The sequence below is a fragment of the Symbiopectobacterium purcellii genome (assembly GCF_019797845.1).
GTDB lineage: Bacteria > Pseudomonadota > Gammaproteobacteria > Enterobacterales > Enterobacteriaceae > Symbiopectobacterium > Symbiopectobacterium purcellii.
In genome coordinates this window covers 4,018,169-4,031,250 of record NZ_CP081864.1, presented here as the reverse complement: position 1 = coordinate 4,031,250, position 13,082 = coordinate 4,018,169, and the positions used below count along the sequence as shown (strand labels likewise).

Below are 13,082 nucleotides of genomic sequence, written 5' to 3'. Positions count from 1 at the left end.
GCGCTAATGCGCTCTGGCGTTTCTCGCCATTTTTACCTTTTTTTACGTTGGAGAACGCAGGCACCGACTCAGCGAAACATTACACGATTACGTCCTTGCTGTTTGGCTTCATATAGCGCGGCATCGGCGGCGTTGTACAGCGTATCAAATCCCGTAGTTGCCGGGGCCCAACTGACGCCAAAACTGGCTGTCACCGGATACGCGGGCAGCGCGGCCAGGTTTGAACGGTTCAGGTCGGCATGGATGCGCTGTGCATACAGGACGGCTTGTTGCAGGGCAACGTTATCCAGCAAAATCGTGAACTCTTCCCCACCCACGCGCCCAATGCTGCCGACACCGCCCAACGCATGACGCACGCGGGTAATCAAATCGCAGATCACCGCATCGCCAGTGGGGTGACCAAAGTTGTCGTTCACCCGCTTGAAGTGGTCGATATCCAACACAATCAGCGACGCCTGGCGTTGGGTGAGCACCGTACTGATGATGTCGATAATGGCACCACGGTTGTAGACGTCCGTGAGCGGGTCGTGTGTTGCTTTGTAAGCCAGTTCATCGGCCAACTGATGGAGCTGATGGTTTAAGCGCGTCAATTCGCGCTCCGCCCGATCGCTGCGTGAGATTAGCCGGTGGGATTCACGCACCAGACGCTGATAGTGCTCGGTCAGTGCCAGCAGGCTATCCCGGTACACTTCCGCGGGGCGGTCAGGCTGAGCCGCCACGTTGCGCGCAGCGAGCAGGATGTCATATTCCGGGGTGAACAGCTCAAAGGTGCTCATGATTACTCCATGATATGGCTGTGAAAATCCAACGCGGGGAAGTCGATATGCAACTCTTCGCCAAATTCTTGCGCGATATCATCTTCACAATCGTGATACCAGTGCAGAGCGATGGTGAACGCGTCCTGCGCCGCCAGGTGCAGGATATTGAGCAGGCTGAACAGCATCTTGGTGCTGGAACTGTTGAAATAGCTCAGTGAAATATGCACTTCGATTTCGGTTGCGGACGCGTCATCGCGGTGCGATAGCTCGGCAAGATAGGCTTCCACCTTCTCGATCAGCGGCCGGTAAAACGCGGCGGCGTTCTCTGGGTAAGATTCGCCGGAAAGGGATAACCGATGTGTGTCGAAATAAAAATCAACGCTGGGGGTGGATGCTGTCCCGGCGAGATGAACATTATCGATGCGAGTTATATTTATCATTTCAGATGATCGCCTTCAGATAAAACGTGGATAACCCCGTTGATTCATCGGATTGAAAAGTGAATTGCAACGGTTCGCTGGCGTCTCGCGCCACGGTTAGCAGCCCGATATCCGCACCTTTGCTCCAGGCGGGGGCTTCCTGACGCAGCGACGCTTTGTAGGCCACTTTAATTTCGTCTGCCGTCATGGCCCGCAGCGGTTCCAGCCGCACCCGCAGTTTCTCCATATCCTCTGGATGTACCGGGTTGGTGCTCCACAGGAAATACTTTCCATCTTCCCACCCAAGGCAGACGGAGCCCTGTCGCGCTTCCTGCTGCTGGTTGGGCGTGGTTAACGGCAATGCGGAGTAACGGGTGATGTTTTGGCCCATTTCAATAAAGCTGGAGAACAATTTGCGCCGTACCGGAGTGGGCACCTCGGTTTTTTCCAGTTGAAGGCGTAGCGTTTCCGCCAGTGAGCTAATGATGCTTTGTGAAAAGTAGCCGATATAGTAGAGCGAGATATCGCGTGTCACGCCAGTGTGAAACAGCGCGCCCTGTGGGGATGCGTACTCTCCTGGCGCATTGCCGGGAAAGGCGGAAGGTGAGGTGCCGTGGTGTTGAATAGCCATGGTCAAGGTCGCCTGGTTGTAATCACTGTCTAAAGCCCCAAAAGGTCAGGTCGTCCCGTCGGGGCTGCTGACCTTGGTAGCGTTGATGCTCTTGTTGTAATTGTTGGGCCAGTGTGGGCATCGGCAACGCGCGGTGGCGCAGTAATGCAGCCTGAAGCCGACGTTTGCCAAACATGATGCGCCGCTCACCACCAACCTGATCGGTTAATCCATCCGTGGTGGTGAAAAAAAGGTCTTGTTCTGCCAGGATTAACCGATGGTTAGTCCAGACATAGTCGTAGGGGGTATCGGTGTAGCCAACGCCGATACGATCGGCGGCTAGAGGGCGTACCTCGCTATCATCCTGTGCCAGCATAAAGGCCGCCATGCGCGCGCTGGCCCAGGTTAGGCCGCGCGTGGCCGTGTTCATGTGTACGGCGATGATATCGCAGCCATCATTTGAGCTGCTGTCCCAGCGTATTTTTAATGTAACGGTTGATAATTTGCAGCAACTGCGCCGGATCGTCGGGAGGGCAGGTCACCAGCGCGTGCTCCAGCGCCGAGGCAAAAATCAGCGTCATAAATGCGCCGGGGACGCCGTGACCGGTACAATCGATCACCACCGCCAGCCAGCCATCAGCCGTGGTTTTAAACGCATAACAATCGCCACCCACACAGTCGCGCGGCTGCCATGCCAGACACCAGTCGCTCAGCGTGGCAGACATGGTTTGCGAAGAGGCGGACATCATCGCCTGCTGGATGATGCTGGCGTACTCGATACTTTGCATCACCTGCTGATGTTGTTGCAGATGCATGTCCGATACCGCTTTGATCAGATCGATGCCTAACCCAATACCCAGATAGCTGCCCTCGCGGGTGATGATGAAACCATCGGTAAGCGATTTATCTCCTGAAATAACCGTTTGGTCGGCCACGGTATTCAATGAGGCGTTGGCATCGACAATCAGTGGGTTTTTGTCCATAAATGCGATGCAGCTTTTTTTGTCATACAGCTCGCGATAAAACGGGCGCGACATTTGCGACAAAAAAATATGGCGGTTGATAAGCCCGAATGGCCGGCCTTTTTCTACCACCGGCAATCTCACCAATTCTTTGTATTTATTGAAAAGTTGCAAGACCGTGGCGTTATCCGTTTCGGGACTGGCTTCCGGTGTAGCAATGCATAGGTCGGCGGCCGTGGGGGCGCCTCGGTAGGGTCTGTTCAGCGATAACTCAGGTGTGGCGTCCATTGGGTCACTATCAGTCCAGTGTGGGGGAAACCGTATTCCCCCCACACTTTACCCGGTATTAATGACGCTATTGTGACGCCGATTCTTCTTGTCACGATCACGGTGCTGCGGTAATGGCACCTTCGCTGTTCAATACACTGGCCATGATCTGATTTTGCCAGTCGAAATAGGGGTTAAAGGTTAAACGGATATGCGTTTTTCCTGGCTCCTGGTAGCTCCAGTCGGAATACCACACGTCCTCCCTTTTCTTGCAGTCGTTGGCGGTGGGCGTGGCCGGGCCGTTAGAACAGAGACGTAAACTCCCTGTTCGCCCATAGAGTGGGTTATCGGGAGAAAACAACACCGACATATGGGAAAACTGGCTGATGCGCCATTCAGGCAGGCGATCGGCACGTACCAGCACCCGCTCGGATACCGGCTGTGCCGGGGGATTGCCGTACCAGATGACGCGACTGGCTGGGTTAGGGAACGCCTTGTCAAACTGTGCCAGCATAGCGGCGGTGTCGAGCACCGAATCGTGCTGCGCCAGCACCATCAGCACCGGCTTGTCATAGGGATTTTTTGCCAGCAGGTGGCGCACGTTGGCGCTGGAGTAATAAAATTGTGCGAAACCGTTAGTGGGGACGCGCAGGTAACGCGTAGCAATCTGCTGCGGCTGCCCCGGTCGCGGCGGGCGCAGCCAGTCGGTCACGGAGGCCAGCAGCGGAGCCAGAAAATCGAGCGGTTCATCAGAGCGTATGGCGGGAGAAAACAATACCAGCCCCTGAATGTCCGGATGCTGCAACGCGTATTCCAACACCAGATTGCCGCCCGTCGAAAAGCCGCCCAGATAGACTTCGCCCACCTCTTGGTGCAGCAAGGCGGCCTGCTCAGCCACCACGCGCCGCCAGTCTTCCACCGACACCGGCATCAAGTCAGCGGGTTGTGTGCCATGGCCGGGGAGCAGCACAGTGCGCACCAGAAAGCCCCGTTGTGTCAGTGCGGGAATAATATCGGTAAATGAACCGGGGGAGTCTCCCAAACCGTGCACCAGCAATATGCCTTTGCGCGCGACGCCTGTCGGTAGGGTTTCCGACGGGGTATTCCAGGTTAATTCTAACGCCTTATCCAGCGTTTGAAAACGCCGGTGCTGCTCAACCCAGCGCGTAGTTTCCTGCTGATAGCGGGCAAACGTCGGCTGGCCTAGCGGCGTAATAGACGCAGGCGTGCGACTACAGGCGCTCAAAAACGCCAGTAGTATCAACATATACAGGCTGCGCCAGTAGCGCGAGCGAGATAAACGGGCAGAGCGCATCAATGCCATCGATGAATCCATTGTTATTCGGTGAAAATGGTTGTCCGGTGAGATAAGCGCAGAAGCGTACCGAACGGATAATAGAGAATGGCGGATTTTTCAGCAACGGATTTGCTGTGGCTGCAACAGTGGTCAACCGCCGTGGTAAGCGGTCAGCTAACTTGGCGTGCTCTGCGCTCCGGTAGATACGGTTTGTTAAAATGCGCACCCGGTGGCAATTTATGTGACAGCTTCATGTTATACTTGCACCAGATTTGCGTATTTTTTATTCTTTGGTCAGGCCAATTTTGCGCCATCGTTGTTTGTGAAGGAAAAACAATAAGATGCGATTATATCAAGACATTGGTAACAAGATTCGGACAGACATTCTGGCCGGCAAATATCAGGTGGGTGACCGTCTTCCTCCCGAACGTGATATCGCAGAGAGTTTTTCCGTCAGCCGCAGTGTGGTGCGTGAAGCGTTGATCATGCTGGAGCTAGAGAAACTGATTGAGGTGCGTAAAGGCTCCGGCGTGTATGTGATTCAGATTCCGACCGAAGATCAGAACCGCAATACAGACAGCGGTTATGGTCCGTTTGAGCTGATGCAGGCGCGTCAACTGCTCGAGAGTGAAGTGGCTGCGTTTGCGGCGATGCAGGCGACCAAGACCGATATTCTCAAGATGAAGCAGGCTATCGATCAGGAGCGTCAGGCGCTGGATAACGGCAGCGTAGACGAGAGTGCGGACGAGCTGTTTCACTGTCTGCTGGCGCAATCGACGCAAAACAGCGTGCTGGCCAATATGGTTTATGAAGTGTGGCAGGCGCGTAAACGCAGCTCCATGTGGCGTGGCTTACATTCGCACACGGTAGATTTCAGCTACCAGCGCCAGTGGTTGGACGATCACCAGCGTATTCTGCGCGCGGTGACCCGGCGTGATGCCAAGCTGGCGCGTCAGGAGATGTGGCAGCATCTGGAAAATGTGAAGCACAAGCTGCTGGAAATTTCGGATGTCGACGATCCTGCGTTCGACGGTTATCTGTTTGAATCGGTGCCTGCGCCGCAGGAAACGTAATCAGGGCTCCCGCGCTTCCTGCAAGAGAGTTCCGTTATCTTGCAGGTTACACGCACCTTTTCTGTCCGTTGTCCCCGACCGATGCCGAGGACAACGCGGGGATGTTACAGCGTTGATACCGCCGCTTTCGCCCCTTTCTCACTCAGCAGCAGGTACGCTTTGGTGAGGCGGCGCACAAACTCTTCGTTGTTTGCCAGATCGTCGCCGAAGATTGCGGTTAATCCTAACAGGGCCTGTACGCGTGCTGCACCGTCTTGTGTTGCATCGACGACCGTGCGCAACTGTGCTGCCATCGGATCGCGTACGTCGATGGTTTGGCCCGCGTCATCTACGCCGCCCACATAACGCATCCAGCCAGCGATACCCAGTGTCAGGCAACTGTAATCGCTGCCGTTTTGCAGATGCCAGCGCACGGATTCCACCATACGCTGTGGCAGCTTCTGCGTGCCGTCCATGGCGATTTGCCAGGTGCGGTGTTTCAGCGCCGGGTTGGCAAAGCGGGCAATCAACTGTGCGGCATAGTCCGGTAAATCTTCGTTAACGTGCAGCGTCGGTGCCTGCTCTTCCAGCATCAAGCGCTGCGTCGCGCGGCGGTAGTGGGCATCGGCCATACAGTCATTAATGTGTTCATAGCCAGCCAGATAGCCCAGATAGGCCAGGAAAGAGTGGCTACCGTTGAGCATGCGCAGTTTCATCTCTTCGAACGGCAGAACGTCATTCACCAGCTGTGCACCTGCCACTTCCCACTGCGGACGACCTGCAACAAAGTTGTCTTCCACCACCCATTGAATAAAGGGCTCACAGGCGATGCCTACCGGATCGGCGACACCAATGGCCTGCTCAACTTCAGCCAGCGTTTCCGACGTGGCGGCAGGCACAATGCGGTCCACCATGGTGTTGGGGAAGGTGACGTTGGCTGCGATCCACTGCGCCAGTTCTGCGCTGCGCAGCTGTGCCAGCTCCAGCACCGCGCGTTTCACCACGTTGCCGTTTTCCGGCATGTTATCGCAAGACAGCACGGTAAACGGTTTCAGGCCACGTTCACGACGCACGCGCAGTGCTTCTACCAGCAAACCCGGTGCAGAAGCCGGTGCGGTCGGCAATTCCAAATCTTGTTTGATCAGCGGGTTATTAATGTCTACGCCGCCGCTGGTGCGATCGATGCAGTAGCCTTTCTCGGTTACGGTGAGGGAAACAATGCTAACTTGCGGCTCTGCCAGTTTTTCCACCACAGCGTAGATGCCTTCCAGACGTGCATGCAGCGATTCGTGGACCGAGCCGATAACAATGGCTTGGCTGCCTTCTGCCCCTTTTTCCAGCACGGTATAGCGGTGGTCCTGCTCACGCAATTGGCTAATCAGGCTTTCACCGCCAAACAAGATCACTTCACAGTAGCCCCAGTCACCGCCTTGTTGCGTTAGTACGCGGTCGGTCAGCAGCGCCTGATGCGCACGGTGAAACGCTCCAAAGCCGATGTGCACCATGCGGCTGGTCAGTGCGCTACGATCGTACTGCGGCTGGCGTACGGCCTCTGGTAGCGGGGTGTTGGCAAGGGTGGCGTGATGCGTTGCGGTGGTCGACGTTGTCATAACAATATCCCTGAGTACGGTAGGCCATCATGCGTTAGCGCGTTCACTCGCCCTTGACGGTGGAGATTGTGGGAGAGCAAGGTAAAAAGTGGCCTGACCAAATAATGTAAAAAGACGCTTCTGTATAAAGTTTCACGCAAAACTGTACTTGTTTCCACGTTAAAAGCCAATTTGTTTGTCCAAAAAGCATTATTTTGGTGATATTGGTCAACCTGTTTTGTTTTCTTGTTGGTGCTTTTCACCGGCTGGTGTAGGCTGTCATTGGAATGATAAACAAAATTGGTCGGCCTGTTTACCGCTTTGGTTGGTGATATTGATGACCTGTCGTCCCGTAGCGATTGCCGTGGACGGGGAACAGCGCAAGAGATGATTTTACAAGTTATTGATTAAGGGTAATAAAGATGGAACAAACCTGGCGTTGGTATGGCCCGAACGATCCTGTCTCTCTGGACGATGTCCGTCAGGCTGGGGCGACGGGAGTGGTAACCGCGTTACACCACATTGCGAATGGCGAAGTCTGGACAGTCGAAGAGATCGAAAAACGTAAAGCTGAATTGCAAGCCAAAGGTCTGGTGTGGTCGGTGGTCGAGAGTGTACCGATCCATGAAGATATCAAAACGCAAACGGGTCGCTATCAGCACTACATTGCTAACTACCAGCAATCACTGCGCAATCTGGCGCAGTGCGGTATCGACACCGTATGCTACAACTTTATGCCGATTCTGGACTGGACGCGTACCGATCTGGAATACCAACTGCCGGACGGCTCCAAAGCGCTGCGCTTTGATCAAATCGCGTTTGCGGCGTTTGAACTGCATATCCTCAAACGTGACGGTGCAAAGAACGATTACACCGATGAAGAGCAGGCGCAGGCTGCCGCTTACTTTGAAGCGATGACGGAAGCGGATATCGCGCGTTTAACCGGCAATATCATCGCCGGTCTGCCGGGGGCGGAAGAGGGCTATACCCTGGATCAGTTCCGCGCACGTCTGGCGGAATATGACGGCATTGACCATGCCAAGCTGCGTGAACACTTAGGCTACTTCCTCAAGCAGATCGTACCGGTTGCCGAAGCAGCGGGTATCCGCATGGCGATCCACCCGGACGATCCGCCGCGTCCGATTCTGGGGCTGCCGCGCGTGGTGTCCACCATTGAAGATATGCAATGGATGAAAGAGACCGTGGACAATATCCACAACGGTTTCACCATGTGCACCGGTTCTTACGGTGTGCGTGCCGATAACGATCTGGTCAAGATGATCGAAACCTTTGGCGATCGCATCCACTTCACCCACCTGCGTGCGACTTGTCGTGAGCAGAACCCGAAAACCTTCCACGAAGCAGCGCATCTGGGCGGCGACGTGAACATGGTGGCAGTGGTGAAAGCGATCCTGACGGAAGAATCACGCCGTAAAGCGGCGGGCGATCTGCGTCCGATTCCGATGCGTCCTGACCACGGTCATCAGATGCTCGACGATCTGAAGAAGAAAACCAACCCTGGTTACTCGGCTATCGGCCGTCTGAAAGGGCTTGCTGAAGTGCGCGGCGTTGAGCTGGCACTCAAGCAAGTGTTCTTCCCTGAACTGCTGTAATACGGCAGCTTCTCCGTAGCAATACGCCCATGAGGCGCTAGCGTTCACGCAGCGCCTCGTTCACTTTATTCAGCGGCTTGATCAAGTAATCGAGTACACTTTTTTGCCCGGTTTTAATCTCCACATTGGCCATCATGCCGGGAACAATGGCAAACCGGTCGCCGTTTTTATTGGTCAACCCACTCTCCAGCGTGCGCACATACACCCGGTAATAATATTGATCGCGCCGTACTTCATCTTGCAGTGTGTCTGGTGAAACGCTTTCCACTTCACCGTTGAGATCGCCATAAATGGATGAATCATAAGCAGTAATTTTTACAATGGCAGGCAATCCAGGGCGGATATAGGAGATATCGCGTGGATTGACGCGGGTTTCAATCAGCAGTTTGTCTTCCAGCGGTACGATTTCCAGCAACTTGCCGCCGGGTTGCAGTACGCCGCCGACGGTGGTGACCTGAATATCTTTGACGATACCGCGCACCGGGGAGGTGAGGGTGGCGCGCCGTAGCTGGTCGGCCTTTCCGTTGACCACTTCCAACTGTGCTTCCAGATCGGCGTTATTCTTTACCTGCTCTTCGCGCGCCCTGACGGCATACAGATTGCGTGCTTCATCGATCTTGCCGCGAATTTCACTGATTTGTCGCCGCAGACGGATCACTTCGACCGCGCTGGCAGCGCCGCGTGCCACCAGCGGTTCGGTCATTTTCAATTCCTGCTCCACCAGTTGCATGGACTGTTGCAGGTTAAGCACGGTTTCATCTCGGTTACGCAGGCGGGATTCATACAGTTGGCGTTCGCGCGCCGCCAGATTGGGATCTTTCAATGTCTCTTGGCTAAAGCGCAGCGGCTCTCCACTCAGTTCCGCGCGCAACCGTTCTGCCGAGGCGCGCAGGGTGGTGACGCGCTAAAAGGCCTCTCCGTAGACGGACTGGGCGCGGTTGATGTCCAATTGCGCCAACGTCTGGCCTTTTTCCACGATATTCCCTTGCTGGACGTACAGGTTATCGATTACGCCACCATCAAGACTTTCAATCACTTGCGCACGCGTGGAGGGGGTGACTTTGCCACTGCCGATGGTGACTTCATCGAGAATGGCGATTTTCGCCCAGGCGAAAAATACCACCAACCCCAGCAGCGTCAACCAAATCACTTTGGAGGAGGCTTTCCCTTTTGCGCTGAACAGCGTCTTGTTCATGATTTTCTCCCTCAGGCGACCTGCTGCGCATTATCAAGCGGTTTACTGACCGACTTAAGTATCTGTTCTTTTGGACCATCAGCAATAACGCGCCCGTTGTCGACGACGATCAGCCTGTCAACCAGCTTGAGCAGGGCAGGGCGGTGTGTCACCAACACCAGCGTGCGTCCTTCCAGCCAGCTTTTCATCTGGCGAATGACCTGTTCTTCCAGTTGCTCATCCATAGAAGCCGTGGGCTCATCCATCAGCACGATCTGCGGATTGCGCAGGATAAGACGGCTTAGCAGCACCATCTGGCGCTGTCCACCGGACAGGCCGCGTCCACCCTCCTGAATGATGCGCTCAAGGCTGGAGGCATCCTGCTGCACCAGACTGAGCGCGCCGCTGATACGCAGTGCTGCCAGTAATTCCTGCTCACTGGCGTGGGGGTTGCCCAGCATCAGGTTTTGCCTGAGACTGCCAAAAAACAGCCGAGAATCCTGGGAAAGAAAACCGACCTGGCGGCGCATGTCTGACGGATCCATGTGCGCCATGTCGACGCCGTCCAGCGTTATTTTGCCGCGCGTGGCGGTCGCCTGCCCGGCGAGCAGCTTAGCTACCGAACACCAACATGCCAGCATAGGTGAGTTGCTGTACCGTCGAGGCCCAGCCGGTCAGACGTGCGCCCCACAGGCGCTGCTTCATGCCGACGGCTGCGCTCACCTCGTGCGTTTGTTCCCACTGCCGTTGGAAATAGGGTTCTGCCTGAAGTGCCTTGATGTCTTCGACGCCCTCAATCGATTCCACCAGCACCGCGTTGCGCAGCGCGCTCTCGCGCATGCCGTCTTTAGCCAGTTTCGCCATCGGCCATTGCAGCAAGATGCCGGGAATGACAATCAGCGGGATTGCCAGCATGGGAATAAACACCAGCGGGCCGCCAACAAATGACATCAGCGCCAGAAACAGCAGCACAAAAGGCATATCTGCCGCCGCGCCGACGGTGGTCGAGGTCAGTAATTCGCGGACCTGATCGATTTCTCGTAGCTGAGAAATAAAGGAGCCGGTAGATTTGGGGCGCGCTTCGTTTTTGATAGCCAATGCGCGGGCGAACAGCATGCCGGAAACGCTCAGGTCGATCTGCTTGCCCATCAAATCGGAGATCACGGTGCGGGATAACCGAATCGCGTATTCAATGGCGGCGGCCAGCAGTACGCCACCAAACAGTACCCACAGCGTGGGCATCGACTGTGAGGGGATAACGCGGTCGTAAACTTGCATCGAAAACAGAATGCCCGCCAGCGCCAGCACATTGCCGATGATAGAGGCCAGCGCCACTTCACCAATCTGCCGTTTGGCATGGGCAAAGTGCTGCCAGAACCAGTGCTTACGGTAGGGTTTGACGAAATCATCGATACGGGCATCGCGGCCGCGCTCGGCAATGCCTGTCAGTACCAGCGTGTCCTGAATCTGCGATTGCAGCGTTTCTTTGTCGATTTTGCGCTGCAAATCGCCGCCGTCGCTGCGCCAGTACAGCAAATTCTGGTCTTCATCGATGGCTTCGATGACCAGCACACTGCCGTCATGCGCGGCGGCCAGCACCGGAAGAATACCGGGGCTCCAGCGTAGGCGATCCCAGCGGCACAGGCTGGTGTGTAGGCCCATCAGGCGTGCGATCTGTTCCAGCTTGCGCGGCAGCGGCAGTTGTTCATGCCAGCGCATCTGCTGTGCAACGGTGCGCACATCAATCACATGCCCATAATGTGCGGCTGTTCTTGCCAGCGCGGCGATCCATATTTCTGTGGTAGCAGACGCAGTCATGCACTCTCCTGTGTGTAAACGCGTGGTTATCAGCCACTTTTTACGCCGTTACTTTCGTGGGCGTTACAGCGATGGCAGCCGATCGCCATTGGCCTTGTCTCGTTCTATGCCGAGCATATCCAGCAGATTATCGACGGCAGCCGCGTAGTTGACCGTTGCATCCCAGCCGTCAAACTGCGCGGTTGCACGGGCGTTTTCAGCCTGAAGGACGTCCTGCTCAACGCTGAGCAAATCGTTAAGGCTACGTTTGCTCAGGCGATATTCGTCGCGATAGACATCACGGGTATAGTTGGCGCTGGTGAGCTGGCGTTTTGGCGCTGCTGCGCGCCGATCATATCGGCATAGGACGTGGCCGCGCGTTGGTTGATATCCAGCTTAGCGGCTTCCACCTCAGCCTGTGCAGCCTCGCGTGCACTCTGGGCGGCATCAATCTGTGCGCTCACGGCGCCGCCCTGATAGATAGGCGCTTCCACCAGCAGCCGTACTTGATCGTCCCAGTAGGCGCGATTGCGGGTATCGTTGCGTGCGCGCGCCGCCTGTACCGAGAAACTGGGCCAATGTTTGGCTTCTGCCTGCCTGATACGTTGGCGGGCTGCTTCCTGACGCGACTGTGCGCTGCGCACCAATGCGCTTTGCTCGTAAGGCAGCGCCTGTAAGGTGATCTCTTGCTGTAGTAGCGTTTGTGGCAAATCCGGTAGCTGCGCTGGCACCACGCCGGTCAACACGGTCAATTGCGCCAGTGCGGAGCGTTGCTGTGCGCGATATTGCTCCAGTGTCGCGACCGTGCCTGCGATGCGCGTCTCGGCCTGCAACACATCGGATTGTGAGTTCAGCCCGGCTTGCGCGCGCATTTGCGCGATGGCTTTCACGGCTTCCAGCGAGGCGATATGCCGCGCTGCCGAGGCCGACAGCGTTTGATAGCGCTTGACCTGTAAATAGGCGAGCAGCGTTTGTTGACCGACGCCGGTCATGATGCTGTAGAGTTGGTAACGGTAAGCCTCTGAGAGATGATGCTGTTCGTCGATGCTGCCGCTGGTTTTACCAAAATCGTAGATAAGCTGGGTTAACGAGACGCCCGCTGAGGTGGTGCGGCCGCGCGTGGCGGAGGTATCACTTTGGTTTTGTCGACCAATGCCGCCGTTCAGCGCAATCTGTGGCATCCAGGCGCTTTCCGCCAGTTTTAATTCGCTGGCACCGATACGGATTTGCGCTGCCGCCTGAGCGATTTGTGGATTTCGGGCAAAGGCACGCAGAATGGCCTGCTCCAGGCTCAGGCTGTCGATCTGCTGTTCACTGGGCGCTGCCTGCCAGGTTACCCCCAGTTGTTGTGCCAACGCGGGGGAGGCCCCGAGCGTGGCGGTGAAAAGAAAAAGCAGGCCAAGACGGCGTAAGGCTGCTCCTGTGCATGGCGGAAAAATGTCATTCCTGACAAAAAAAGATCGCTTAACGTTCAACATTATCAACACCCTGACCGTCATGTGCACCACAGGCATCGGCGTGCCTGTGGTGGCTGCTTCCGTTTT

7 protein-coding genes and 4 pseudogenes are annotated in these 13,082 nt (G+C 55.9%); 2 read left to right on the top strand and 9 right to left on the bottom strand.

Annotated elements, in window-relative coordinates; all coding sequences use genetic code 11:
• Window positions 1-68: 68 nt before the first annotated feature.
• The 5 genes and pseudogenes from K6K13_RS18690 to K6K13_RS18670 all read right to left on the bottom strand — a co-directional run bounded on the left by K6K13_RS18690 (window position 69) and on the right by K6K13_RS18670 (window position 4,331).
• Window positions 69-776 carry a GGDEF domain-containing protein gene (locus tag K6K13_RS18690; protein WP_222158326.1) on the bottom strand — a complete coding sequence of 236 codons (708 nt, stop codon included), beginning with the start codon at window positions 774-776 and terminating at the stop codon, window positions 69-71.
• Window positions 777-778: 2 nt separating this feature from the next.
• On the bottom strand, window positions 779-1,198 hold the full coding sequence (locus tag K6K13_RS18685; protein WP_222158325.1) for a DUF1987 domain-containing protein: 420 nt from the start codon (window positions 1,196-1,198) through the stop codon (window positions 779-781).
• A gap of 1 nt (window position 1,199) precedes the next feature.
• Window positions 1,200-1,808 (bottom strand): SiaB family protein kinase, encoded by a 609-nt coding sequence (locus tag K6K13_RS18680; protein ID WP_222158324.1) that lies wholly within the window; start codon window positions 1,806-1,808, stop codon window positions 1,200-1,202.
• A 22-nt stretch (window positions 1,809-1,830) separates the two neighbouring features.
• Window positions 1,831-3,037: pseudogene (locus K6K13_RS18675) on the bottom strand (SpoIIE family protein phosphatase).
• 97 nt (window positions 3,038-3,134) lie between these two features.
• A complete protein-coding gene (locus K6K13_RS18670; RefSeq protein WP_434064619.1) occupies window positions 3,135-4,331 on the bottom strand; it encodes an alpha/beta hydrolase in 1,197 nt (398 codons plus the stop codon).
• 323 nt (window positions 4,332-4,654) lie between these two features.
• Here K6K13_RS18670 and K6K13_RS18665 point away from each other — a divergent pair, with 323 nt between their 5' ends.
• Window positions 4,655-5,386 carry an FCD domain-containing protein gene (locus K6K13_RS18665; RefSeq protein WP_222158322.1) on the top strand — a complete coding sequence of 244 codons (732 nt, stop codon included), beginning with the start codon at window positions 4,655-4,657 and terminating at the stop codon, window positions 5,384-5,386.
• Between the two features lie 104 nt (window positions 5,387-5,490).
• Here K6K13_RS18665 and K6K13_RS18660 read toward each other — a convergent pair whose 3' ends face one another.
• Window positions 5,491-6,975 (bottom strand): mannitol dehydrogenase family protein, encoded by a 1,485-nt coding sequence (locus K6K13_RS18660; protein ID WP_222158321.1) that lies wholly within the window; start codon window positions 6,973-6,975, stop codon window positions 5,491-5,493.
• Between the two features lie 401 nt (window positions 6,976-7,376).
• Between K6K13_RS18660 and uxuA the strand changes: the two genes are divergently transcribed.
• Complete coding sequence (gene uxuA, locus K6K13_RS18655) at window positions 7,377-8,567, top strand: mannonate dehydratase (RefSeq protein WP_222158320.1); 1,191 nt, start codon at window positions 7,377-7,379, stop codon at window positions 8,565-8,567.
• Window positions 8,568-8,604: 37 nt separating this feature from the next.
• Here uxuA and K6K13_RS18650 read toward each other — a convergent pair.
• The 3 pseudogenes from K6K13_RS18650 to K6K13_RS18640 all read right to left on the bottom strand — a co-directional run bounded on the left by K6K13_RS18650 (window position 8,605) and on the right by K6K13_RS18640 (window position 13,016).
• Window positions 8,605-9,762, bottom strand: a pseudogene (locus K6K13_RS18650) (beta-barrel domain-containing protein).
• Window positions 9,763-9,773: 11 nt separating this feature from the next.
• Window positions 9,774-11,559, bottom strand: a pseudogene (locus tag K6K13_RS18645) (ABC transporter transmembrane domain-containing protein).
• Between the two features lie 63 nt (window positions 11,560-11,622).
• A pseudogene (locus K6K13_RS18640) lies at window positions 11,623-13,016 on the bottom strand (TolC family outer membrane protein).
• Window positions 13,017-13,082: the final 66 nt, after the last annotated feature.

What these genes read in the sequence shown, in the direction of transcription:
- K6K13_RS18685 (WP_222158325.1), bottom strand. Translation starts at nt 1,198, where the DNA reads ATGATAAATATAACTCGCATCGATAATGTTCATCTCGCCGGGACAGCA.
- K6K13_RS18680 (WP_222158324.1), bottom strand. Translation starts at nt 1,808, where the DNA reads ATGGCTATTCAACACCACGGCACCTCACCTTCCGCCTTTCCCGGCAAT.
- K6K13_RS18660 (WP_222158321.1), bottom strand. Translation starts at nt 6,975, where the DNA reads ATGACAACGTCGACCACCGCAACGCATCACGCCACCCTTGCCAACACC.
- uxuA (WP_222158320.1), top strand. Translation starts at nt 7,377, where the DNA reads ATGGAACAAACCTGGCGTTGGTATGGCCCGAACGATCCTGTCTCTCTG.
- K6K13_RS18665 (WP_222158322.1), top strand. Translation starts at nt 4,655, where the DNA reads ATGCGATTATATCAAGACATTGGTAACAAGATTCGGACAGACATTCTG.
- K6K13_RS18670 (WP_434064619.1), bottom strand. Translation starts at nt 4,331, where the DNA reads ATGCGCTCTGCCCGTTTATCTCGCTCGCGCTACTGGCGCAGCCTGTAT.
- K6K13_RS18690 (WP_222158326.1), bottom strand. Translation starts at nt 776, where the DNA reads ATGAGCACCTTTGAGCTGTTCACCCCGGAATATGACATCCTGCTCGCT.